This window comes from Alteromonas sp. Cnat3-28 (genome assembly GCF_022348265.1).
Lineage (GTDB): Bacteria > Pseudomonadota > Gammaproteobacteria > Enterobacterales > Alteromonadaceae > Alteromonas > Alteromonas macleodii.
In genome coordinates this window covers 214,929-240,547 of record NZ_JAKREY010000001.1, presented here as the reverse complement: position 1 = coordinate 240,547, position 25,619 = coordinate 214,929, and the positions used below count along the sequence as shown (strand labels likewise).

Here is a 25,619-nt window from a genome sequence, read left to right as displayed (position 1 = left end):
TATGTCATTTAATCGTACAACAATCGCATTAACGTTAGCGGGTTTATTTTGCTCAGCCTGCTCGAGTACATCTGTTCCTTCATCTAACGATACACAAGAAAACAGCCACGCTATCGTGGGTACCACTACGCCATTTGCTAGCGAAGCGGTGTACTTTGTTGTGACAGATCGTTTTGTAGACGGCGACCCTTCGAACAATCATGAAGAGCAGGGAGGCGATCACCCTACGTGGCAACTGCCCTTAGAAGGTCCTGAAGGTAAGAAAGCTTATGTGGGTTACATGGGCGGTGATTTACAGGGTATCTTAAAGAACGCCGATTATATTAAAGAAATGGGGTTCACAGCAGTATGGATGACGCCTGTCCACGATAACCCGGACTATGCGTTTAATGGCGATGAACCCATTACTTATGGAGGTGCCTTTAAAGACGGTGGTAAAACGGGTTATCACGGCTATTGGGCAACTAATTTCTATAAAGCTGACGAGCATTTGGTTAGCGCCAATTTAAGCGTTAGTGACTATACGGCGAAAATGCGTCAGCATGGTCTTAAGTCCGTGTTTGATATTGTGGCAAATCATGGCACACCAAGCTTCACCATGGAAGAGGACTTACCCGGCTACGGGGAAATATATGACAGTGATGGAAATCTGGTTGCTGATCATCAAAACTTGGCGCCTGAAGAGCTTGACCCTGAAAACAACCCGCTTCATAGCTTTTTTCACAACTATCCAGATTTAGTCAAGCTTTCTAATCTAGATGACGAAAACCCCGCCGTACGCGATTATCTCATCAACAGCTATTTGTATTGGATTTCTCAAGGTGCTGATGCATTTAGAATAGATACAATCAGGCATGTACCTCATGCGTTTTGGCGTGAAGCGTCAGATCGTATACGCGAGCAAAACCCTGACTTTTTTATGTTTGGCGAAGCATTTGACTATGAGGCGAACAACATTGCCCAACATACGTTACCGAAAAATGGGGGCGTCAGTGTATTAGACTTTCCTATGCAAAAGGCCATGGTGAATGTATTTGAAAAGCCGCTAGAGAGTGACTTTGCTGACTTAGAAACGGTGCTTCATCTTACGCACGGGCCATATAACAATCCGTATGAATTAACTACGTTCTACGATAACCACGATATGGCGCGCATTAATGCCACTGATGAAGGCTTTATTAATGCGCATAATTGGTTGTTTACAGTAAGAGGCATTCCGGTAGTCTACATGGGTTCTGAAATTGGCTTCATGCGCGGTACGGCGGAACATGCTGGCAATCGTAACTATGTTGGCCAAGAGCGCCTAGACCAAGCCAAGACACATCCTATTCAACAGGCGCTAACAAAGATTGCTAATGTGCGTAAAAACACGGTAGCACTGCAGCGCGGTGTTCAAGTCAACGTTGAACTTGACGGTCATCAAGCGGCGTTTTATCGCGTTGTTGATACTGCAGAAACACAGCAGACAGCACTTGTATTACTTAATAAGGGTAATGCCGCACAATCTTTTGAGGTTAGTGACTTTATGCAATCGGGCGACTGGACGGAACAATTATCTGGAGAAACGCAAACGGTAGAACTCGGTGATGCGTTAACCGCAACGGTTAAGCCCAATGGCGTTCAGGTATGGGTGCGCGAAGGTCAAGTAAGTAACAGCGCATTACTTGCTCAAATTAAGCATCAGTTGGCCCGCCAATAAAACGTGTTTAGCGCACAATAAAAAAGCCCCGTGGTTGTTTAACGCCCGGGGCTTTTTGTTAATCAGTGATTGCTTAATTTCTAGCGTGTAATTTGCGCACGCTTACTCACTGCCACATGACTGCCTAATAATAATATCCGCAGGCATTAAATAATCCTGAACGTCTTCGTTGTTAATGGCTTTTAATAAGGTGTTTACCAATAACTCTCCCGCCAGTTTGGTATTTTGCTGAACAGTGGTGAGCGAAGGCGTGGTGTAGGCTGAAACCGCAATATTGTCATAGCCAACCACGGCTACATCATCAGGCACATTCACTTTTGCCTGGCGCAGCGCTCTAAGCACGCCCATTGCAATAAGGTCTGATGCGCAGACAATTGCTTGGGGAAGTTCGCCACTTTGCAGCAATGATTTCACCGCTTCTGACCCCGCATCCTCAGTCGAAATAGCATTGCGTTGAACACTTGACTGATCGAGCCCATGAGATTGAAGTGTTTCAAAATAACCGTTAAAACGCGCTTTGAATTCAGGGGCGTGATCGCCGTTGTCGCCAATAAACGCAAAGGAAGTTTTACCCAAGCCAATTAAATGTGACGTTATGCTTTGGCCACCTTGATAGTTATCACAACCGATACTAACCCCTGGGTGGGCTTCATCTGGCGCACCCCAACGAACAAAGTGGGTGCCCTGCGATTCAAGTTGCGCGACTTTGTTTTGGTAATCAGTATAGTCGCCATATCCTAATAGAATAATGCCGTCAGCCTTATTTGAGTCTTCATATTCTGCGTGCCAGTCATCATCTAAATTTTGGAAGGACACAAGCAGATCATAGTTTGCTTGCGCACACGCGCGGGTAATACTGCCGAGCATCGCTAGGAAGAACGGATTAATCATCGAATCATCGGACGTAGGATCTTCAAACAAGAGTAGGGCAATTGTGCTGCTCTTTTGCTTTCTCAAGTTACTTGCGTTTTTATCCACTTTGTAATTGAGTTCCCGAGCAATACGCTGAACGCGATCTCTAGTTTCTTGATTAACTAGCGGGCTATTATTTAACGCTCGCGAAACTGTCGACTGCGAAACACCTGCCAAGTGGGCAATGTCAAAAGAGGTTGCTTTTTCTTTCATAAACACCATGATTTGCTGCTACGACCTTGTTGTCGCGAATTTAGATTACCATATTTTTATAAAGACGCGCGCATTTTGAGACGCAGTCGCTCAAATGCCACGCAAAGTTACGATTTCGTCAGTGCTTATTTATATTTTGGAAGTCATAACGGCATTTAGTTTTAGAAGGTATTTGCAGATCGCTCTTAATTCAATCACTTGTCAGGCTTCTTTGAATAAAACATGGTTGAAGTAATTGCGAGAGTGTTATACTCAGCGAGATTTTGAAATATTACGTGCATAAGGGGAACAAGCGAATGGCCGAGACTGAACATCGTCCGACCAATTTTATCCGTCAGATTATTGATAAAGACCTGTCTAGTGGTCTACATGACGCAATTAAAACACGGTTTCCACCAGAGCCGAATGGCTTCTTACACATTGGCCACGCCAAGTCTATCTGCTTGAATTTTGGTATTGCTCAAGACTACACAGGTACGTGCAATTTACGCTTTGACGATACCAACCCTGCAAAAGAAGACATTACCTTCGTTAATTCAATTAAGGAAGATGTGCAATGGCTTGGATTTACGTGGGACGGAGAAGCGCGCTATTCATCGAATTACTTTGACCAACTACACGCATACGCCGTTGAACTTATTGAAAAAGGCTTAGCCTATGTAGATTTTTCAGCGCAAGACGTTATGCGCGAAATGCGTGGCACACTTAAAGAGCCTGGTCAAAATAGCCCTTATCGCGATACAGACGTTGAAACTAACCTCAGTGAGTTTGCCAAAATGACGGCAGGCGAATATAAAGAAGGTGAGTGTAGTCTGCGTGCGAAAATTGATATGGCATCGCCATTTATGTGTATGCGTGACCCGGTAATTTATCGCGTTAAGCATGCTCACCATCATCAAACTGGTGATAAATGGTGCGTGTATCCAATGTACGATTTTACACATTGTATCTCAGACGCCATTGAGGGAATAACGCACTCCCTGTGTACATTAGAGTTCCAGGATAACCGTCGTCTTTATGATTGGGTTATCGAAAACATTTCTATCGACTGCACGCCAAGACAGTATGAATTCTCACGTCTTAATCTAGAATATACGGTATTAAGCAAGCGTCGTCTTATTCAGTTAGTCGAAGAAAACCATGTACATGGCTGGGACGACCCACGCATGCCTACCATTGCAGGTTTACGCCGTCGCGGCTACACACCGGGTTCAATCGTTGAGTTTTGTAAACGCATTGGTGTGACTAAGATGGACAACATGGTTGAAATGTCCATGCTAGAAGCGTGCATACGCGACGACCTAAATGCAAATGCTCCTCGCGCAATGGCCGTACTAGATCCAATAAAGCTCGTTATCGAAAATTATGAGGAAGGCCAGACAGAAACGCTGGTTGCGCCCAATCATCCTAACGATGAAAGTATGGGTACGCGTAACATCGGCTTCAGTCGCGAAGTGTATATAGAAGCAGAAGACTTCCGAGAGTCGGCGAACAAGAAGTTTAAGCGCTTAGTGCTTGATAAAGAAGTTCGTCTTCGCAACGCCTACGTGGTTAAAGCTAATCGCGTGGAAAAAGATGAAAATGGTAATGTCACTACCGTTTACTGCACGTATGACCCTGATACGCTTGGTAAAGATCCGGCTGATGGCCGCAAAGTTAAAGGTGTTATTCATTGGGTGGACGCAGCTACGGCACAGGCAGCGGAGTTTAGGCTTTACGACCGCTTGTTTAACGTGCCTAACCCAGCAGCGGAAGAGAACTTTACCGATGCGATTAACCCTGACTCGTTGGAAGTAAAACACGGTTGGGTAGAAGCCGGATTGGCAGACAATGTTCCTGAAGTAGGAGCATGGCAGTTTGAACGCACTGGCTACTTCTGTGTAGATAAAGACAGCACAGACGACAAGCCGGTCTTTAACCGCACTGTAGGTCTAAGAGATACATGGGCCAAAATGGGCGAGTAGGCACTGGCCTTTAGCCATTTATGCGCTGTAAATAAAAAACCGCTTAAGTGCTGCTTAAGCGGTTTTTTTGTTTAATGGAACATTGCTTTCGTTAATTACTTTGGTTGGCAATCAAGTGACTGTCCGGTTGTTTCCTTGCTGTCTTCGCCCATAAGATAAAGATACGTAGGCATAATATCTTCAGGTGTTTTTAGTGTATCAGGGTTTTCTGCTGGAAACGCTTGAGCGCGCATTTGTGTGCGGGTACCACCTGGATTAATACAGTTAAAGCGCAGTGACTTATTTCGATATTCATCAGCAAGGGTTTGCATAACGCCTTCTGTTGCGAATTTTGATACGGCGTACGTTCCCCAAAATGCGCGACCTTTTCTGCCTACGCTAGAGGTGGTGAAAATTACCGATGCACTTTCTGCCTTCTCTAGAGCGGGAATAAGCGCTTGTGTCATGAAAACCATGCCATTTAGATTAATTTGCATCACGTCTTGCCATTCTTGCGCATCAATATCTTTAAATGCACTTAGGTGGCCTAAAATACTCGCATTGTGAAGAACACCATCTAATCGGCCAAACTGGTCAATAATGGTTTGCGTCATTTGCTGATAATGAGAGGGCGTTGCGCCTTTGATATCTAAAGGAACAATGGCGGGTTCTTGACCACCTGCTGCGACAATGTCGTCGTACACAGCTTCAAGTTTAGACACGGTGCGGCCTAATAAAATACAAATAGCGCCATGTGCAGCATACGTTTTTGCGGCTTGTGCACCAATTCCATCGCCAGCCCCGGTGATAAGAATAACTTTATCGCGCAATAAATCCGCTGGTGCGTTGTAATCGTTCATCATTTTCCTTCAAAAGGTTCATTTATATCGCAATGATTGGGGCCTGTAGACCCAATTAAGAATCAAACCCCAGATCATACTCAGCCTGACTCACAAGTAAAACAATGAATGAAAATTTCTTCAAACGTAAAAAAAGTTAACAAAAGTAGTTAACAAAACTTTGCAAAGTTGCAACAAAGTCAATAAGATTGAGGAAGATACAACTGGTCTAACATGTTTAAAACTATCATCTACGCCTGTAAAGACAGGGTAGACCAAGCTACTTTTAATAGAGTTAAGTTTTAGACACAGAATAACAACAATGCTTGTAGGGAGTAGAGATGAGAAAACTCGTATTAAGTTCCAGTGTGGCCCTTGCGCTGGGTCTAGCAGGCTGTGGTGGCTCCGATGAAACCCTTTCCGACATTCAGGCCGAAACAGAAGTCCAAACACCATTTTCACGAATCGTTTTTGACCCAGCTAATGGGAACTTGAACATTCCAAACGACCTTCTGATGCTTCCAGGCGATGATGGTTTCTTTGATTACACACTGAATATTCCGGTCGATGACCCTACAGATTTTGCTGACCCGCAAAATGCACTCAACGTGTTAGACGGTTGGTCAACTCAACACCCGTTTGTAATCAATGTAGAAACACCTGCCGGCACATCGCTTGATGCAAGTACCTTATCTTCTGGCGTGTTGCTTTTTGAAGCAACGTTAGGTCTTGACCAAAGTGATCCTGACTGTGCGCAGGTTACAACACCTTCTGCGGGTTGTAAGCTTGGCGATCAACTTACCTTTGGTGTTGATTACGTACTCAGCCTTGCTGATAGCAACACAATCACTTTTGTTCCCCTCAAGCCGCTAAAAGCAGCTCAGGGCTACATGTTAGTAATGACCACTGATTTGAAAGACTCTTCTGGCAAATCGGTTCAGGGTTCAACTACGTGGGACTCAGTAAGACAAGACATCGACACTAATCCTCTATCAAGTGCAGCACAGCTTCAATTACAAGGCTTAGTTAATTCGTTAGTTAATCCAGTGCTTGGTGCGGGTTTCGACCGTGAAGACATTACTTACGTGTCAGCTTTCACCACACAGTCTATTGCCAACTCGCTTGATACCATCAAGAAGGTCATGATTAGCCGTTTTGCACAGCTGGCTGCTGGCGGTGACCCGTCCGCTCCAACTGCACTACCTGCAATCACGGTAAGCGATGTATCTGCAGCGCCTAATGCCATGGAAGCACTTGGTCTTGTAAACGCTACTGTTGTAGCTGGCGCAGTAGAGCAGGGTAAACAAGGTCTACCAGATAACATTCAAGCAGCGATTGACGCTACTGATTTCAGCTTATTAGAAACTTGTGCAGGACTTGCGGGTACGGCGTCTGGTCAACTTTCTGCTCAATGGGGTACGCTGAACGAATTTGCTGTTGGTGTTTCTACGGGCATTTTAGCGCAAGCCGGTCCATTCTGTGCAGCTCAACGTTATGAAGGTAATATTGCGTTGCCTTATTTCTTGGGTGTTCCAAGTGCAGAGAACCCACTTGCTCCAGTAAATGATTTCTGGAAGGCAGCTTGTGACAGCGGAATTGTTTTAGCTGGTGCTCCTCAAGAATTACTTGCAGACGCAGAGCCAGGTCCTAATGCAGCAATGTGTTCTTCACTAGGCCTTGCTGACGTTCGTATTAACGGCGAAATGTTAGATAGCGCAAGAAACATTACTAAATTCAACCCATATCCACAGCCTACTGGCGGAAACATGGGTACAGAAACGTTAGACGTTCAGGTTACTATTCCTGACCCAGCAATTGCAGGTGCTTTAGGTTTTCCTATCAGCATGCCTGAAGCCGGTTGGCCAGTGGTTATTTTAGCGCACGGCATTACCAGCCAAAAAGAAGATATGCTTGCCATCACTGGTACTCTGTCTCTAGCAGGTATTGCGTCAGTAGCAATCGACCAACCATTACACGGTAGCCGCGGTTTTGACCTTAATGGCGACGGTACAGATGAACTGAACGCGACTACGGTTAGCGCAACTCACTATATGAACCTTGCCAGCTTGCCTACGGCTCGCGACAATCTACGCCAAAGCGTGTCAGATTTACTTGGTCTACGTTTAGGACTAAACGCAGTTGTCGATACCACAGCAGCGCAAAATGTTAAGTTTGATATGTCACGTGTATCGATTATGGGTGTGTCTCTAGGCGCTATCACTGGTGGTAATTTTGCTTCAGTGGCAAACACGTCGATGGGCGGCGATTTAGCAGCACTTGATGGCATGTTTGCTGTCAAGCAAGCTTCTCTTGAGTCTCCAGGGGGCGGTGTTGCTCAGTTCCTAATTGAGTCAGCCGCGTTTGGTCCTCTTATCAAAGGTCTGTTGCTGTCTCAGGCTTCTGAAGAGTTTGTTGCCTTGCTAAATCAACTGTATGAAACCACTGATGTGAGCGAAGAACAACTTCGCGCAGCGGTAGCGATTTTCGAAGAAAATCTTACTGCTGAGCAGGCTGCCCAAGTAAATGCAGTATTTGCAGAGTTTGCTTTTGCTGCGCAAACGGTAATGGATGCAGGAGACCCTACTAACTACGCTCAGACACTGGGTAGCAATACGCCAGTTCATATGATGACCGTAGTGGGTGATGGCAGCGACGCGAACCTTCCGGATCAAGTTATTCCAATTTCAACAGCGTTACCATTGTCAGGTCAGCTTCCTCTGGCAGCGACCATTGGCTTAGAGCAAGTGACAACCACGCAAGGTCCTGGTACAGATCCAATTAGCGGAATTGTACAGTTCAATAGTGGTGCTCATGCTTCTAGCTTAAGCCCTGCGGCGAGCGCAGCGGTAACAACGGAAATGCAAAAAGAAGTGGCGGGTTATATTGCGTCTGACGCACTTGTACTGCCAATTTCTGATGAAAGTGTTGTAGCGAACTAACCAAGGGTAGTTTGCTCCAATGGGCAGCGTTACAACTGCTTACATTTTATAGAAAGAAAGCCGGCGTTATTGCCGGCTTTTTTGTAGAAAAATTATAATGTTGTTTGAATGTTTTCATTTGTTAATGTAGTGTGAATTCAGGTCGGATCAGTTTTACTTATGCTGTAATTAACACCGCTTTGAAGACGCGTGCGGTAAGAGTGGTTGACCTTTTTCATTTATCATTAGGGAACATTTGAGATGATTGACAACACCTTTAACGCTAAACGGACGCTTATTGCGTTATCACTCACTGCACTTCTCGGTGCGTGCGGCGATAACGATAACGACTTTTCTAACGTAGAACAACCAGCGCCCACAACGCCTTCGACACCCGAACCAACACCAGCACCAATTCCAGCATTTTCTCCTGACGGTACACTGTCCGCGGATGTTACCTGGACCACCTATGGCGTTCCGCATGTAAAAGCCGATAACCTAGAAAGTTTGGCTTACGGTGTGGGTTATGCGTTTGCACGCGATAACCTTTGCGTACTGGCCGACCAGATTGTGAAGTATAACTCTGAGAGAGCTAAGTATTTTGGTCCAGATACTGTACCTGGTAGCGGTGATTCAGAGCACCTTATTAACGATTTCGGTTTTCTTACTCTAGGTATTAGAGAGTTAGCAGAAGAGAACTTACCTCGGTTGTCTGCTAATTCACGTGCAATGTTTCAAGGCTACACTGCTGGATACAACCGGTACTTAGCTGAAACTCCTGTAGAAGAACAAGATCAAAGCTGTGCTGGCCAACCATGGGTCACTGAAATTGATAGTGTGGATCTATTAACGTACTCATTAGGCGTGGCGCTATTACCTGGGGCCGCTAATTTCTTAGGACCTATGTTTATTGCAGCGCCTGAAGGTGAGAGTTATCTACCTACTCCAGCTGCGTCCTCAAGTGACGTTGCTTCTACATTTAAGATTTCACCAACGGTAGGTCTGCCTGAAAAAAATCCTCAAGAAATGGGCTCTAATGGTTGGGGGTTAGGCAGCGATAAAACGACCAATGGCAAAGGTATGGTTTTAGGCAATCCGCATTTTCCTCACACAGGAAACCTACGCTTTTGGAATTTCCATGCTCAAGTACCCGGACACTTGAATGTAACAGGTGGCTCGTTGATGGGATTGCCTGGTGCAGTAAATATCGGATTTAACGAAAACGTTGCATGGACACACACCTTCTCGACGGCTGAACATTTTGTTGTGTATCAGCTGACCCTCGACGAAAATGATGAATCTGGCCTTACCCATATGGTTGATGGCACTAGACGCACCATCTATGAAAAGCCACTTCAAATTGATGTCGCAGTGGGTGGAGGGCAAACCATTAAGCTTAATAAGACCGCGTATTACACCAACTACGGTCCAATGATTGAAGTGCCTGGTAACTTTGATTGGAATGGTAACAATGCCTTTGCCATCAAAGACGCAAATCTGCCTAACTTCGATATTGTAGACCATTGGCTTGCCATGAATATGGCGACATCCATGGACGAATTTAAGCAGGCGTTTAAAGATTACGACGGTGTTATTTTCAATAATACAATGGCTGCCTCTGATGATGGTCAAGTATTCTACATTGACGATTCAACCGTGCCGAATCTAACCGAAACCGCAATTGAGCAACTAACTACAAACCCGTTACTTATTCAAACTAAAGCAGCTGCTGGCTTTACCGTATTACCGGGTAACATTTCGCAGTTTGATTTCGAAGGACCCGTTCCATACGAAGAAGCGCCTAAGTACGAGGGCACGGATTCAGTTCAAAACTCGAACGACAGCTATTGGTTAACTAATTTAAACTCACCAATTGTTGTAAGCAATCCGCTATTTGGTAGCGTGGAATATCAACAAACACTACGCTCAAGAATGGGTCAACAGTTTATTGAAAACGAAGCAGGAAGTGACGGAACCTTTACGCCAGATGAAGTGGAAGGCTTACTGTTTAATAACAGAAGTTATTTAGCAGAGAATATTTTGCCTTCACTGCTTTCGCTATGCGCCGCGCAAGGTTCAACACCTGTAGATGTAGACGGAACTAGCGTTGATGTTTCACAAGCCTGTGCTGCGTTGGAGGATTGGGATGGGACCATGAACCTTACAAGTACTGGTGCACACGTGTTTAGAGAATTTGCATTCCAGTTTAACCAAGCGCCACAGTGGGAGACGCCGTTTTCACTAGAATCACCAGTCACTACGCCTTCTGGCTTGATGCAAAATGACGTTACTCTTGAACAATTGGCAAGAGCAACTCAAGTTATTGAGCAAGCAGGTGTCGCATTTGACGCGCCGCTAGGGGACGTTCAGTTTGTTGAGCGAAGCCTGCCAGATGGCACGGCGTCTGGTATCAAACTACCATGGGCTGGTGCACACAATATTGAAGGTGGCTTTAACGTGTTTGACGTTATAAGCAACAGGAACGGTACGTTGCTTCCACGTCATAACTACGAGCCTGTGAATAGTAACACCATAATGAGTGCAGAAGCTGAAGGCTACCATATTAACTATGGCACCAGTTGGGCTATGGTTATTAACTTCACTGATGAAGGCCCCAAGGGACGGGGTATTCTAACCTACTCACAATCTCGCAAGTATGGCAGTGAACACTTCTTAGACCAAACTCAGCTTTATTCTACGCAGCCTACGCTAAGAGATATCTTCTTTACTGACGAGGAGATAGAGGCTAACAAGATAGAGCAAGTTACCCTATCGTCAGAATAAGATGAGACTGGTATTATAACGTAATTAGCAAAGCGGCGTTGCTTTTCACAAAGCAAGGCCGCTATTTACGTTGTGGGTAAACAACGACGCTTACCCGTTTTATTTTACTAGGAGTAAAGTTTGGAGTTTTTGTACGAGTACGGTTTGTTTGTTGCCAAGGCAGTAACGCTAGTAATCGCTTTTATTGTGGTTGTATCTACCATTGTTGGCTTAGCGAGTAAGCAAAAGCATGGGAAAGGGCAACTTGAGATCGTGTCTATTTCTGAGCAGTTGAAAGACATTACAAATTACGCGAAACAGGTTCTGTTAGATAAAAATGCGTTAAAGAAATTAGCCAAGGAACAGAAAAAAGAAGCGAAAGCTAAAAATAAAGCAAAAAACAAAGCCAAAATCACAGAACAGGGCGAAGAGTCTGAGAAGTCCCGTCTTTATGTCATCGACTTTAAAGGTTCGATGGACGCCAATGAAGTGGAACACTTACGAGAAGAAATTACCGCTATCTTATGTGTAGCGAATAAAGAAGACGAAGTCTTGGTTCGACTTGAAAGTGGTGGGGGTGTTGTACACGGCTATGGACTTGCAGCGTCTCAACTTCAGCGTATCAAGGAAAAGGGTCTTAAACTAACGATTGCGGTAGATAAAGTGGCGGCAAGCGGTGGTTACATGATGGCTTGTGTTGCAGATAAATTACTGGCGTCTCAATTTGCTTACATTGGCAGCATAGGCGTTTTAGCTCAGTTGCCTAACTTCAATAAACTATTGAAGAAAAATGATATTGAGTTTGAACAACACACCGCTGGTGAATTCAAGCGTACTCTAACCGTATTTGGTGAGAACAACGATGAAGGCCGCGCGAAATTTAAAGAAGAAATAGAAGAGATTCATGTACTGTTCAAAGACTTCGTTCAAAGCCAGCGTCCAGATATGGACATCGATAAAGTCGCCACAGGCGAGTATTGGCCAGGTATTAAAGCTAAGTCGCTTGGCTTAATTGACGACATCACAACCTCAGATGACTATATTCTTTCTCATTATCCCGCACGCGAAATATTTAGTGTTAAGTATGCTGTGAAGAAAAATGTAGCAGAGAAACTGGGGATGTCTGCAGCAAATGTTGTTGAGCGCGTGTTTATGAAATCAATGAGCAAAGCGCGTCACTGGTTTTAATAGCGACAATTTGTCTGTGTTGATAATTCAGGACCGATAAAACGATTGTTAACACAGACGTACGTTAAATTTTTAACCTACAAAAAGATAATAAAAAGAATATGGCACGGCATACTAAAACCGATATATTAGATGCGGCAGAGTACTTATTTTCTCAAAGCGGGTTTACTCAAACATCCATGCGCGAGATTACTGCCAGAGCAGAAGTGAATTTGGCGTCGGTGAACTATCACTTCGGCAGTAAGAAGAATTTAATTCAAGCCGTGTTTAAAAGGTACTTTGATCACCTAATGCCGCAGGTAGAGTCTTGCTTGGCGTCTTTGACACCTATGGAAGGTGCGAAGGGCGTTGAGCAACTCTTGTATTCGTTGATCCCTCCTATGCTTAACCTCAACACCATTTCAGAGCAGGGTACTTCTACGTTTGTTAAGTTGCTAGGACGTGGCTACAACGAAACTCAGGGGCATTTGCGTAAGTTCTTAATGAATGATTACGGTGATTGTATCCGTGCACTTGTCGACGCTATAAGGCGTTGTCTTCCTGATTTACCTGAGGAAGAACTATTCTGGCGCTTGCATTTTGCGATGGGAAGTTTTGTATTTTCAATGGCGTCGAGCCAAGCGCTAACAGAAATAGCTGAGTCTGACTTTCACAAGCATGTCGATATAAAAGAAGTTATCCAGCACCTAGTTCCATTCGTAGCCCAAGGGCTAGCAGGCAAATAATTCAAGCGCGCTCGTTAAACACTCAGTTGAGAAAGAGTGGTAAGCTATTATTATTTCATAATAAATAGTGAAGGGGCCACATAACATAAGTGCCTCAACGACACTTACGGTATGCGACATTTATTGAGTTTTTACACCAGTAGCTAAACTAGATATTAAATCAGGTTATGCAAAATTATCGAGGAAGGGTTGCGCCAGGCGCCTCTGCATTGAGCTTTTCTGCCCAGAAATCCTTTACCGAAAATCCTGACTTTTTGGATGAAGGTGCCTTTTTCTTCGCTGGTTTCGCTGCGGCTTTTGCCTCTTTCTTTGGCGCTTTTTTCTCTTCGCTTTCACTCGTGGCGTCAGAAGAGCCAGAAGCTAACGACGCTGTCATCTCTTGAAGCTGTGCTAAACGGACGTTCTTACCGCCATCTACACTGTACCAACCACTTTTGCTCTCAATAGATGGTGCTTTGCCGTTCGCCTTTTTATAAGCTTCGGTAAATGCTGCTACCACTTCGTCTTTGTCTAAGTTTGCCATGCTTTTTTGCTCTTTATTTTGTTAAGATGACGAACGCTATGCGACGTATGTAATTGCTATAACGCTGAGAAAAACTCGCCCAGCGTAACGACCAAGCCAGCAAGTGTCGCAAAACTAAAATTGGATCTACTCACCACTCATAATTGTCTAATTACAGGTATAATGCTAAACGTTCGCGTCTTTTTATAACGTTTTTTGAACAATTTGTCTAACTTTCAACCGGAGGACTTGTGTCTATTACCCGCCTAGAACTACAAAATTATCTTGATGGAATGTTAAGGGTTAGCGAGATCAGTGATTATTGCCCCAATGGATTACAGGTAGAGGGCGCAAGTAAAATTGAGAAGATAGTTACCGGTGTAACTGCGTCACAAGCACTCGTTGATGCCGCCATAGAAGCTAAGGCAGATGCGCTAATTGTTCACCATGGTTATTTTTGGAAAGGTGAGTCACAAGTGATTGCGGGCATGAAAAAGCGCCGCCTTCAAGCGCTACTGTCAAATGATATCAATTTGTTTGCTTATCACCTTCCACTGGATGTACACCCTGAATTTGGCAACAACCGACAACTTGCATCGCTATTAGGCATTCAAAATATAAGTGCGGTGAGCGGTGTGAAGCCTGTTGGCGTTGTTATGCACGGAAATTTTGAAGGAGAAATTGAAGGGTCAGCGTTACAGGTTAAATTACAGAAGTTGCTGGGGAGAGACGTGCTGATTGAGGGGCCTGTATCAAAACCTATATCGAAGCTTGCTTGGTGCACGGGAGGTGGACAAGGGTTCATCGAACAAGCGGTTGAACTGGGCGTCGATGCATTTATTACCGGAGAAGTGTCTGAACAAACTGTACACACGGCAAGGGAAATGGGGATAACTTTTTTTGCTGCTGGTCATCATGCTACTGAACGCTACGGTGTGAAATCCTTAGGAGAGCACATTGGGCAGCAATTCGACGTGCCTGTCGAGTTTATTGATATTGACAATCCTGCTTAGCGATGACTGTAGTATATGAATAACGATCGTATTTTCGATGGTATTGCAGAAAAATTCTCAAGCAATATATATGGCACTACTAAGGGAAAGCTCAGGCACACCTTATTATGTGATGTTCTCGAGCCTTATTTAACCACGCCTGTTCGCGCTATTGAAATAGGCGGGGGTACAGGTGTTATGACAGCGCATATTGCTTCTAAAGGGCATTCTGTTGTGTTAACTGACGCATCGAGGGATGTACTTAAACAAGCTGAGACACTGCTTGCAGATGCACCAAATATTACAATTAGGCATCAATATTTGCAGCAGATTGAGGATTTAGACAGTTTTGATTTAGTGATTTGTCATGCGGTTTTAGAGTGGCTGGATGCGCCCTTTGATGCTATCGACTTTATGTATAAAAACATGAAGCCAGGGTCCCGTTTAAGCCTAAGCTTTTTCAACCAAGATGCGAATTTGTTTGCCAATGCTATCTACGGCAATTTTGATTACATCGCGAAAGGGATGAAAGTTAAAAAGCAAGTTAGACTGAATCCAAAACAGCCGTTAAGTGCAACCCGCGTGGTTGAACATTGTGAATCATTGGGTTTCAAAATTATCGAAAAAGCAGGCATTCGTTGTTTCCATGATTACATGCGAGATATAACCCATCAAAGCAGCAAATTTGATGACTTACTTGCGCTAGAGCGGCAGTATCATAGGCAAGCGCCTTACCTTTGGTTAGGAAAATATTTTCAGCTGATTCTAGAAAAAGAGAAATAGAAAAAGCCAGTAAAAAAGAGTTTGTTGGATTTTTACGTGGCGGACTACATAGGGTTATGAGCGCGCTAATACGTAGATAGTTGTAGTGACGCCTTAGAGCGCGTTCTCACCCGTCATAATATTATTGACCGTGATTTTTGCGATTTCCTCTAAGGCTTCGAGCGTGAAGAACCCTTGGTGGCCCGTTATTAAAACGTTCGGAAACGTAGTTAAGCGCTGAAAAATATCATCCTGAATTATGTCTTGTGAATGATCGTTAAAAAACAGTTCGGATTCTCTTTCGTAGACATCTAGCCCTAGATATCCAATTTTTTTCGACTTAAGCCCTTTAATGATGGCATTGTCATCGACGAGCCCGCCTCTTGACGTATTAATTAGCATGACGCCTTGAGGCATTTTATCAATACGCTTAGCATTGATTATATGATGACTCTGTTCGTTGAGCGGGCAGTGCAGGGTAACTATAACGCTTTTTTCAAGTAGTTCATTTAGCGTTACATAATGGGCTCCCATTGCGGTTACATCACTATTTGGATGCGGATCGAAGCAAAGCACATGACATCCAAACCCCAATAGTATGCGAATAACCGCTTGTCCAATCTTTCCTGTGCCAATTACCCCTACGGTTTTACCGTGAAGCGTAAAGCCCATCAATCCTCCAAGATTGAAGTTGCCTTCGCGTACTCGGTTGTATGCTTTATGTGTTTTTCGGTTCAACGTAAGGATTAGCGCAATTGTATGTTCAGCTACGGTTTCAGGGCTATAAGCGGGTACGCGGCTTACAGTGATACCTGCCTTTGCTGCTGCATCCACATCAACATTGTTGAAGCCAGCGCAGCGAAGCGCAATATGTTTAACCCCACAGTGTTTTAGAACTTCAATGGTTTTCCTATTAATGTCGTCATTTACAAACACAACAACATCGCTGAATCCACTGCAACTCGCTGCGGTTGAAGCGTTCAGTGGGTGTTCAAAAAATGTGGCATTGATGGTTTTGTCACTAGCACCGTTTAATGTTTCCAGCAATTCAGAAAACAGAGCGTGTTCATAAGAGCGAGTACTAAAAAAAGCGATGTTTTTGTGTTGTTGGTCGCTGAGGTTATCGTGCGCTTTTTTACGTGCAGAGGTATTCATTTTAGTACCCAGTTAAGTCACTTAGACGGCAAAAAATTACCACATTCACATTCAAACTACATAGATGTAGATCAATAAATCTAGCGGGATGTATTGAGCACTAACGCATTAGGTATATTTCAAAACGCTCGTTCACTGCCGCCATGCCGGCGGCTATCTAAACTGCAATGCGTACTAATTCGCTGATAAAAGCTTAGCGATGTCTTTCTCAATGGCTTCTGGTTTTACAGTAGGTGCATAACGTTTTAGCACCTTGCCTTGAGCATTAACTAAGAACTTAGTGAAGTTCCATTTTATACGTTTTGTGCCAAGAAGACCGGGGGCTTCGTTTTTCAATTCCTCAAAGAGCGGATTGGCATCTGGACCATTTACATTTGTTTTCTTAAATAATGGGAATGAAACGCCAAAATTAAGGCTACAAAATTGCGCAATATCTTCGTCGCTACCTGGCTCTTGATGTCCGAACTGATCGCAGGGAAACCCTAAAATTTCAAAGCCCTTATCGTTGTATTTTTTATAGAGCGACTCTAGTCCTTCATATTGAGGAGTAAAGCCACATTTGCTTGCCGTATTAACAATAAGTAATACCTTACCCTTGTATTGTTCAAGGGTAGTTTGTTCACCGTTGTTCAACGTAATAGCGTGTTCATAGAGCGCCAAAATTATTTTCCTATATTTTTGTTGTTGTTAAGTCTGTTACTCTTAGGTAATCCAACCATCTTTGTTAAGTATCTAGAGTATATTTTGTATGAGTAATTTGAAAGTGAGTTTTTTGGGCTTGGGTGTAATGGGCTATCCTATGGCAGGGCACTTGAGAAAAGCTGGCTATTCGGTCACTGTTTATAATCGTACCTCTCAAAAGGCACAGGATTGGCTAACAACCTATAACACTGGCGACGCTAAAGTCAGTGCTAGCAATACTGTTGCGCAGGCGTGTGAAGGCGCTGACATCGTATTTATGTGTGTGGGTAACGACAATGATGTAAGAGATGTGGGCACACAGGCGTTAGCAGTGATGAAGACGGGCAGTGTGCTGGTCGATCATACGACTGCATCAGCAGATATTGCCAGAGAACTATATAAAAGCTGCCAAGATAAGCAAGTTGGCTTCTTGGATGCACCGGTTTCTGGTGGCCAGGCTGGGGCTGAGAACGGGCAGCTGACCATTATGGTGGGCGGCGATGAAGACGTATACAGCACGGTTGAGCCGGTAATGGCACATTATGCACGACACAGTCAGCTACTCGGTAAGAGTGGCAGCGGTCAACTAGCAAAAATGATGAATCAGATTTGTATTGCCGGCATCGTACAGGGCTTGGCCGAAGCATTGCATTTTGGCCAGCGTGCTGGGCTTGATTGTAATGCGGTTGTCGATGTTATTAGCAAAGGCGCAGCTCAGTCGTGGCAGATGGAAAACAGAGCCAGCACTATGCTAAATAACAGCTTTGATTTTGGTTTTGCTGTTGATTGGATGCGTAAAGACTTAAGCATTGCATTGGATGAAGCGCGTAAGAACGGCTCGACTTTGGCGCTTACGGCACTTGTTGATCAATATTATGCAGATGTTCAAAAGCTTGGTGGCGGCCGTTGGGATACATCGAGTTTGCTTACCCGACTAAAATAACGCTAACAGACTAACAAGAATAAAAGGCCCGCTGGTTTACAATAAAATGTACTAAACAGCGAAAAACAGTGGCGTTCTGGAAGCGGTGAGTTGTTATCCACAACGCAGGTTATGGATGTTACTTTAGTCATTTGCTAATTAAACATTACAGCGCCTGTTCGTGAGCCGATAGCGTAAGCTGTTCCAAACGGGCCTTGTTAACGTCATTCAAGGGGAGTGACATTATCTTGTCGAGTAGCTGTCTGACGTTAAATTTTCGGTAAACACCTGTGTCTGACTCAATCATGCACTGAAGAAGGTTTAAGCCAAATGCTGCGGTATCGGGGGAGAGTTGGAAAGCGTCATAAAAATGCCTCATTGCCTTGTTGAATAAGCCTTCGATAAAGAGTTGTGTGCCGGCCTCGTTTATAGAAATGGCCTGTTCGTGATTTAAACCTAACCTTTCACCACCCGAAAAAATCAGCTCGTCATTCATAACCTGTTCTGAAATAGCTTGTAACTCTGCGTTTTTGCGCTTAGCCATCAAGAGTAACTCACCAGCTTTGCGTTCATCTCCAAGACCGTGATGTACTTTTGCGGCAATAACGAGGATAGACGGCTCAGTGCGAAGGTAGTTGTCGACGTAGTCGCTTTCAAGCAAATGTGCTGCTTTTTCTAAGTCGCCGTCCAGCACAGCCGAGAAAGCCAGAAGGTAGTCTCTTTTTTGTAAAGTCTGCGGGTCGCCCTGACTTCTTCCGGCAATGCCTACTAATTTTCTAGCCTGAGACAAGCTTTCTTTTCTATTGGTTTCAGGCGACTCTTCTGCAAGAAACAAATAGAACTCAGCGAGCTCAAACGTAAAGTCATTGAACCTGTCTTTTGCACTGCGATGCATAGCCCGTTTCTTCTGTAAGAGATCGATGGCTTCTACAACCTTGTCCTGCTTTTGATAGGCAATGGTTTTTAACTTTGCAGCTGGTAGGCTTAATTCACTAAACTTAATTTCATTTAAGTATTTTTCTACTTGATCGTAGGAGTCTTGTTCAAATGATATGGATGCAAGCCATTCAAATGCCTTGTCGCGAGCCAAGCTAGAGTTAACCATTTGGCTCAAATGGCTTTTACAATGTGGCCATTGACCCGAAGCGTACTGGCACTTTACTTTTCCCCATTGTGCCCAAAGAACTTTGTCAGAGCGGGTTAACACGTCGTCATAAATACTCAACGCTCGTTGCAAATCACCATTCTCGAAAAGAAGACGGGCATAAAGCTTTCTAATTTCAGCAACAAGCCGAGGAGGAATGCCTTCGGTGATCTTAGCTCTAACGACACTAATTGCTCGGTCAAGTTGTTTGTTATCCAGCGCGTGCAATACGTTTTTAACAAAGTCTCGATAACTTAAGTAATGGTTAATTTGGCGGGTTAGTGAAGCAATGGTGTATGGCTTAATAAGCAAAACGTCAGGCTGTAAATCCATTATACGGCCAATAATTTGCGGTGAGCGATCAGACGTTAAGAAAATAATGCCTGTGCTAGGTCTTATAAAGCCTGCCTCTCTTAAACTCTGGATCCATTCCACGCCTGTTTTGCCTTGACCTAGGTGATAGTCCATTAACAGGAGTTCAAAGTTTTGCTTTTTAAGTGCCGCTTTCAGTTCTACACCAGATGCAAAGCTACTTACCGATAAGTTAGCAATTGACATTAAATGTCCTCGAAGCGCAGTCCGAGCAGTAGCATTGTCTTCTACTATAGCTATTCTGAATTCCACGGCGACCAAACAAGGTTTACTTACATCAACCTAGCTTATAGCGGCGAGATAAAAGTGCATTATTAAAAAGGATAACTTTTTTCTGCTTCGTGCTGGAGTCTATAAAGAAACAGCATTTCTCGTCACAAAATATTTACGTTAACCCTCAATGTTTTTAAATAAAAATTTACCTTTACGTTTACGTAAGGGGTAAGTATTGGTTATTGTAGTTCAAAAGCAAATCAATTGAGGGTATGCCTAATGAATTTTGAATTAACCGATGACCAGTTAGCCTTTGAAGACACCGCCCGTCAATTCGCTCAGCAAGAGCTAGCACCTAACGCCGCTATGTGGGATAGAGAACATCACTTCCCAGTAGAAGCAATAAAGAAAGCGGGTGAATTAGGCTTCTGTGGATTGTATGCGCCTGAGAGTGCAGGTGGGCTGGGTTTATCCAGGCTCGATTCCTCCATAATCTTCGAGCAGCTTTCAATGGGATGTACCACGACTACAGCTATGTTAACCATACATAACATGGCAACGTGGATGATTGCCACTTGGGGCACCAGTGAAGTTAAAGATATGTGGTGTGACCAACTGGTAACCGGTGACAAGCTGGCATCATATTGCCTAACCGAGCCTGGCGCTGGTTCTGATGCAGCGTCGCTAAAAACAAAGGCGACGAAAGCTGACGGTGGGTATGTCCTTAACGGGTCTAAGGTGTTTATCTCTGGTGCTGGCAGTACGGATGTTCTTGTTGTAATGGCGCGTACAGGGGAAGATGGTCCTAAGGGCGTATCTGCATTCGCGGTTCCGGCTAATGCCGACGGGATTGAGTACGGTAAAGCCGAAGAAAAAATGGGGTGGAATGCACAGCCCACTCGTATGATCACGTTCGATAACGTGAAATTAGATGCTAGTTGGTTACTTGGCGAGGAAGGACAAGGCTTTAAAATGGCCATGCAAGGGCTTGATGGCGGCCGAATTAATATTGCAACTTGCTCGGTAGGAACTGCACAGCAGGCGCTAAACGTTGCGCGTGACTACATGAATGAACGTGAGCAGTTTGGTAAACCTATTGCAGGTTTCCAGGCATTACAGTTTAAATTAGCTGATATGGCTACTGAACTTGTTGCAGCGAGACAAATGGTACGTATGGCGGCTTGTAAGCTGGATAATAACGACCCAGACAAAACCACCTATTGCGCTATGGCGAAAAGGTTCGCGACAGATGTTGGCTTCAATGTATGTAACGATGCCCTTCAGCTACACGGCGGGTACGGTTATATCAAAGAATATCCGTTGGAGCGTCACTTCAGAGATGTTCGCGTACATCAAATATTGGAAGGCACCAATGAAATTATGCGCGTTATCATTGGTAGACGTTTGCTGTCAGATGAGAGAAGTGTACTGTAGTACACTTCGCTAACGAACTAATTCGGGCACGATTTAATGGATTATGGGAAGGAGTGAAAATGACAGATGTGGAATCGGTAGTCATTGTTGATGAAATCAATACGTCTAGCAACGACTACACAATAGGCCGTTTAACGCTTAACAAGCCAAAGGCATTAAATGCATTGGATTTGGAAATGGCTGGCATCATGCTTGACGCTCTTCAGCGATGGCAGTCTCGCAACGATATCGTAGCTGTTGTGATCGATGCTGCTGGCGAGAAGGCATTTTGCGCCGGTGGTGACATAGTGTCTATGTACAAATCGATGGTGGAAGCTAATGGGCAAATTCCAGCTTTCTTAGAAACATTTTTCAAAACTGAGTACACGCTAGATTATACTATTCACAATTACAGTAAGCCCATTGTTGTATGGGGCAGTGGAATTGTTATGGGCGGTGGCATGGGGCTTCTATGCGGTGCAAGCCATCGAATAGTAACCGAAACCTCTCGTCTTGCTATGCCGGAAATTACGATAGGTTTGTACCCGGACGTAGGCGGAAGCTATTTTCTACCTCGCTTACCAGGAAAAGCCGGTCTCTTCCTAGGTTTAACAGGCGGCCAAATGAATGGCTCCGATGCTTGCTTTGTAGGGCTTGCAGACAGTTTGCTGGCGAGTACAGAAAAAGACACTTTGCTTAATACCCTCGTAGAATACACGTGGGAAAAGACCGACAGCGAAAGTTTGGCTTCTAGTGTTTCGCACATTATCGACACAATGAAAACGCCAGAAGAACTTCCCAATGGCAACGTTGAGCCGAATATGGCACTTATTAATGACTTGTGTTCGGCTGACAATGTTACCGACGTAGTTCATGCCATTCTTAACGCAGACATGAGTGAGAATAAGTGGTTACAGAGAGCGCAAAGCACTCTAGCCAAAGGTTCTCCTATCACTATGCATTTGGTGTTCGAGCAATGTAAGAAAGGTGCGAATATGACGTTGGCTGACTGTTTTAGAATGGAAGCTGATATGTCCTGTCGATGTGGAGAAAGTGGTGAGTTCCAAGAGGGTGTAAGAGCGCTTTTGATTGATAAAGACATGTCACCACAGTGGAAATACAAAACAGTAGATGAAGTGCCGCAAAGCGCAATAGCACATTTCTTCACTTCTCCATGGGCTGAAGAGCAACATCCATTGGCAAAGCTGTAGTGTAAAAGTTCTCCAAATAAGCACGAAAGCGCCCAGTATTACTATTAACTCGGCGTGTGATGTTGTTACGCTTATTGCCGTAAAGGTGTCGGGTTTGATATCCTTTACGGCAAATTCTCAGTAAAAAGAACCTGTCATGTGGCACTGCCCACTTTGTAAACTTCCTATCTCATTACATACAACGCCTATTCGCTGCGAAAACAACCATACCTTCGATAGAGCGAAATCTGGTTACGTTAACCTTTTGCCCGTTCAATTTAAAAAATCGAAACTTCCGGGTGACGACAAAGCAATGGTGAGAGCCAGAAGGGAATTCCACCAATTAAATGCCTATAAGCCGTTGAAAGATAAATTAGTGACGCTGGTGAAAAAGGTACTAAATGAAACGGCAGCCAATGAAGAAGCATCAAAGAATGCCATAAAGGTTTATGACGCGGGTTGTGGTGAGGGGAGTTACTTGGATGCGATGGTACAAGGACTTTCAGCGAGTGGCTTAAAGGTTGAAGGAGCAGGTAGCGATATCGCCAAAATCGCAGTAGAGCTGGCAGCTAAAGCGTACAAACAAGCACAGTTCGTTGTTGCTAGCAGTTTCGATTTACCCCTAAGCGGTAACTCGCAAGACGTGATGATTCAAGTTTTCGCACCTGGGAGTAATGAAGAATATGTGAGGGCTCTTAAAAACAATGGCCTTTTAGTGACGGTCGATCCAGCGCCTGAACACCTGTTTGAGCTTAAACAGCAGGTGTACGACAATCCAAGACAGCATGAAATCGACAACCAAGAACGAGATGGGCTTACACGGGTTTACAATGAGTGTTTTTCCTTTCCTATCCATTTCGAAAGCGAAGAACATGCGCTGGCACTTATCAAAATGACGCCGTTTTACTGGAAACTGCCAAACGGCAAAATCGATGAGATTGTTGAAACGTTGAAAAGCGTAACCGCAGACTTCCATATTCAGCTATGGCAAAAAACACCACAGTAATATCTAATACCAGTCCGCATAGATCATTACCCACTCAGCGAGAGTTAAAATGTTCGTAATCGCGGCGTGTTACCGCAGGTATAGTGGTTCTACATCGAGGTAACACAACAAAGTGTACGGACATTTTAAACTCGCCCTTCGGGAAGGTCTGGCAAGCTTCCTAGCTTCATTCTGAGAATTTGAAAGGAAACAGCCATTCCTGCATTCCCACGCTTCGCTAGGAAACTTGCCAGCGCCTTCTGAGTGGGCAATTATCTTTGCGGATTGGTATAAAGTGGATTACCCATCGGATTCAATGGTGGGTAGACATTCACGCCTCTAGCTAGATGGCCTAAAACTATAGTCTTTATTAGTTTGCGTCCTTAACACAGTGTGTTGCGAGAACCCGTTTGGGCTGGTGTTTCGTAAAGTGCTGGTTTTCTGGATTATATATGTAAAACAATTAGATGAGTGGTTATGCGTAACCTATTTTGGGTGGTTGTACTTAACACCGAAGCGCTTAGCGGCAGACTTTCCTTAGTCTGCCGCCAGAATTTTAATTCTGTGTTGAGAATCGTGATAGGTGTTTAATAGCCTGACTTAATAAATCGACATTTAGCGCTTCTTTACTGCGCTTGCCGGTCGCCATGTCGCTTATTTCATAGCTGCCATTACTAAGTACGTCAGTACGCTTATTGTCATGGAACACAACAATGCGTTCACCAGAGGTGCTAACTAGCCATGGTCTTGAAGGAGAAAGTAAGCTTTGGCCAGTAGAATAAAACGTAGCAGGGGCGTTACATCCCAATGCTCCTAAAATGGTAGGCGCTAAATCTTCCGTGCTGGCTAAGCTAGCATTCAGTTTAAGGGTACTGTACAGCGTGCCTTTGCCACTTTCGCTACCAAAGCCAGTTGCAACAATCACATCGTGTTTGCGCGCTAACGTGTTTTTTACATAGCTTTCGATATCAGCACTCTTCATAAACGCAATATGCAAACCATCATGGTTGTTGCTCAGCGGTTGCAAATAGCCCGCTAATTGAGGCAACGGCAACGCTTCATCGCTGTGAATAGAGACCGGCATGCCAGACCCCAATGGAAGCGCTAATAACACCGGACGCTTTTGAGATAAAGCGTCTTGGTATATTTCGGGAACACCAAATAGCGTAGTAGTCATTAAGCCTTCTATGCTACTGGCCGTCGAATAGTAATTGGCTACTTTGTTTAAGGTGTTGCGCTTAATGTTACTTAAGTCCACCGCCTGTTCGTTATCAGTCTGGACAACCACGGTTAAGTTTCTATTAGTTTCAATAGAACAATAAACCGGCTCGGCTGGGTAAGTAATATTGTGAATATCAGGGTTGAACTGAAGTTGTTTTCGTTCTTCATAAGCCGCTAAGTCAAGCAAGCCATAACGCGACATCGTTGTTTTAGCAGTCGCAGGATAAGAAAGCGGAAACATGTTGTCCTGCTTGATGATAGGTTGATACAACTTGGCATCAGCCCACACGTGTATAGCGTGACTGGTAACAAAACAGCTGACAAAAAATGTAGTAACAGGGATGCCCACTTTATGGCGAGTGAAGCGTTCAACACGCTTCCAGATTGCATTGGCTAAGACCAGCTGGAAGCCAAGCCAAACGATAAATAGAAGAAATAAAAATGCCCACTGTTGCCAGCTTTCTATCGCCATTGTTGACTGAGCTTCACTGCGCAGTAAGTCAGCTGCGTGAAAGCTAATATGGAAGCCTGTGCGATTAAATAGCAACGCATCGAAAGCCAAGAGCGCTAGCCCCACAGCTGCAATAATAGACGCGCTGACCTTTATGACTCTGGGGTTGTTAACCAAATAGCAAAGAGGGAGAATAAAAATGACAAAGCCAAAAAAGGTCATAAAACCAATATGACCGAACCAGTTGGCTAGAAGATACAAGGTGCCGACACCTGTGCCAGGCATAGGTGATGAGAAAACAAAAATCGAGGCAATAACTATGGCGATGATAATGTTCGCCAAGGCAAACCAATGCCCCCAATTTACCAGTTTAGTAACACGCTGGCGACGAGGTGATTCGGCAAGTATCATGCAAT

At 44.3% G+C, this 25,619-nt stretch carries 19 protein-coding genes; 12 read left to right on the top strand and 7 right to left on the bottom strand.

Features of this window, described 5'->3' with window-relative positions; translation table 11 throughout:
- Position 1 precedes the first annotated feature (1 nt).
- The gene (locus MHM87_RS01070) at positions 2-1,699 is read left to right on the top strand and encodes an alpha-amylase family glycosyl hydrolase (RefSeq protein WP_239257541.1); all 1,698 of its coding nucleotides are present in this window, start codon (positions 2-4) and stop codon (positions 1,697-1,699) included.
- A 102-nt stretch (positions 1,700-1,801) separates the two neighbouring features.
- Here MHM87_RS01070 and MHM87_RS01065 read toward each other — a convergent pair whose 3' ends face one another.
- On the bottom strand, positions 1,802-2,824 hold the full coding sequence (locus MHM87_RS01065) for a LacI family DNA-binding transcriptional regulator (protein ID WP_014949462.1): 1,023 nt from the start codon (positions 2,822-2,824) through the stop codon (positions 1,802-1,804).
- Positions 2,825-3,120: 296 nt separating this feature from the next.
- Here MHM87_RS01065 and glnS point away from each other — a divergent pair, with 296 nt between their 5' ends.
- Complete coding sequence (gene glnS, locus MHM87_RS01060) at positions 3,121-4,788, top strand: glutamine--tRNA ligase (protein ID WP_239257540.1); 1,668 nt, start codon at positions 3,121-3,123, stop codon at positions 4,786-4,788.
- A 95-nt stretch (positions 4,789-4,883) separates the two neighbouring features.
- Here the strand turns inward: glnS and MHM87_RS01055 are convergent, their stop codons facing one another.
- Positions 4,884-5,627, bottom strand: a complete 744-nt coding sequence (locus MHM87_RS01055; protein WP_014949464.1) for a YciK family oxidoreductase — start codon at positions 5,625-5,627, stop codon at positions 4,884-4,886.
- A 320-nt stretch (positions 5,628-5,947) separates the two neighbouring features.
- Between MHM87_RS01055 and MHM87_RS01050 the strand changes: the two genes are divergently transcribed.
- The 4 genes from MHM87_RS01050 to MHM87_RS01035 all read left to right on the top strand — a co-directional run bounded on the left by MHM87_RS01050 (position 5,948) and on the right by MHM87_RS01035 (position 13,200).
- Positions 5,948-8,545: a VolA/Pla-1 family phospholipase gene (locus MHM87_RS01050; RefSeq protein ID WP_239257539.1), complete on the top strand. Its 2,598-nt coding sequence runs from the start codon at positions 5,948-5,950 to the stop codon at positions 8,543-8,545.
- 240 nt (positions 8,546-8,785) lie between these two features.
- A complete protein-coding gene (locus tag MHM87_RS01045) occupies positions 8,786-11,308 on the top strand; it encodes an acylase (protein ID WP_239257538.1) in 2,523 nt (840 codons plus the stop codon).
- 120 nt (positions 11,309-11,428) lie between these two features.
- Entirely contained in the window at positions 11,429-12,475 is a 1,047-nt protein-coding gene (sohB, locus tag MHM87_RS01040; RefSeq protein WP_039227763.1) for a protease SohB, read from the top strand.
- Between the two features lie 101 nt (positions 12,476-12,576).
- Positions 12,577-13,200 carry a TetR/AcrR family transcriptional regulator gene (locus MHM87_RS01035; protein WP_014949468.1) on the top strand — a complete coding sequence of 208 codons (624 nt, stop codon included), beginning with the start codon at positions 12,577-12,579 and terminating at the stop codon, positions 13,198-13,200.
- A 175-nt stretch (positions 13,201-13,375) separates the two neighbouring features.
- Here MHM87_RS01035 and MHM87_RS01030 read toward each other — a convergent pair whose 3' ends face one another.
- Complete coding sequence (locus MHM87_RS01030; protein ID WP_014976552.1) at positions 13,376-13,723, bottom strand: hypothetical protein; 348 nt, start codon at positions 13,721-13,723, stop codon at positions 13,376-13,378.
- 230 nt (positions 13,724-13,953) lie between these two features.
- Between MHM87_RS01030 and MHM87_RS01025 the strand changes: the two genes are divergently transcribed.
- Together MHM87_RS01025 and MHM87_RS01020 are read left to right on the top strand one after the other, a co-directional pair.
- Positions 13,954-14,715, top strand: coding sequence for a Nif3-like dinuclear metal center hexameric protein (locus MHM87_RS01025; protein WP_343213308.1), 762 nt, complete (start codon positions 13,954-13,956; stop codon positions 14,713-14,715).
- Positions 14,716-14,730: 15 nt separating this feature from the next.
- Complete coding sequence (locus MHM87_RS01020; protein ID WP_239257537.1) at positions 14,731-15,477, top strand: methyltransferase; 747 nt, start codon at positions 14,731-14,733, stop codon at positions 15,475-15,477.
- Positions 15,478-15,570: 93 nt separating this feature from the next.
- Here MHM87_RS01020 and MHM87_RS01015 read toward each other — a convergent pair whose 3' ends face one another.
- Both MHM87_RS01015 and MHM87_RS01010 read right to left on the bottom strand, forming a co-directional pair.
- Entirely contained in the window at positions 15,571-16,611 is a 1,041-nt protein-coding gene (locus MHM87_RS01015) for a 2-hydroxyacid dehydrogenase (RefSeq protein ID WP_061094988.1), read from the bottom strand.
- Positions 16,612-16,785: 174 nt separating this feature from the next.
- Positions 16,786-17,271 (bottom strand): glutathione peroxidase, encoded by a 486-nt coding sequence (locus MHM87_RS01010; protein WP_061094989.1) that lies wholly within the window; start codon positions 17,269-17,271, stop codon positions 16,786-16,788.
- Between the two features lie 88 nt (positions 17,272-17,359).
- Here MHM87_RS01010 and MHM87_RS01005 point away from each other — a divergent pair, with 88 nt between their 5' ends.
- On the top strand, positions 17,360-18,235 hold the full coding sequence (locus tag MHM87_RS01005; RefSeq protein ID WP_239257536.1) for an NAD(P)-dependent oxidoreductase: 876 nt from the start codon (positions 17,360-17,362) through the stop codon (positions 18,233-18,235).
- A 145-nt stretch (positions 18,236-18,380) separates the two neighbouring features.
- Here the strand turns inward: MHM87_RS01005 and MHM87_RS01000 are convergent, their stop codons facing one another.
- Positions 18,381-19,964: a response regulator gene (locus MHM87_RS01000; RefSeq protein ID WP_343213309.1), complete on the bottom strand. Its 1,584-nt coding sequence runs from the start codon at positions 19,962-19,964 to the stop codon at positions 18,381-18,383.
- A gap of 258 nt (positions 19,965-20,222) precedes the next feature.
- On the opposite strand from MHM87_RS01000, the gene MHM87_RS00995 reads away from it, so the two are divergent.
- The 3 genes from MHM87_RS00995 to MHM87_RS00985 all read left to right on the top strand — a co-directional run bounded on the left by MHM87_RS00995 (position 20,223) and on the right by MHM87_RS00985 (position 23,552).
- A complete protein-coding gene (locus tag MHM87_RS00995) occupies positions 20,223-21,377 on the top strand; it encodes an acyl-CoA dehydrogenase family protein (RefSeq protein ID WP_039227752.1) in 1,155 nt (384 codons plus the stop codon).
- Between the two features lie 59 nt (positions 21,378-21,436).
- On the top strand, positions 21,437-22,567 hold the full coding sequence (locus MHM87_RS00990; RefSeq protein ID WP_239257534.1) for an enoyl-CoA hydratase/isomerase family protein: 1,131 nt from the start codon (positions 21,437-21,439) through the stop codon (positions 22,565-22,567).
- Positions 22,568-22,703: 136 nt separating this feature from the next.
- Positions 22,704-23,552: a putative RNA methyltransferase gene (locus tag MHM87_RS00985; RefSeq protein WP_239257533.1), complete on the top strand. Its 849-nt coding sequence runs from the start codon at positions 22,704-22,706 to the stop codon at positions 23,550-23,552.
- A gap of 535 nt (positions 23,553-24,087) precedes the next feature.
- Here the strand turns inward: MHM87_RS00985 and MHM87_RS00980 are convergent.
- Positions 24,088-25,614, bottom strand: coding sequence for a DUF3413 domain-containing protein (locus MHM87_RS00980; protein ID WP_239257532.1), 1,527 nt, complete (start codon positions 25,612-25,614; stop codon positions 24,088-24,090).
- Positions 25,615-25,619 lie beyond the last annotated feature (5 nt).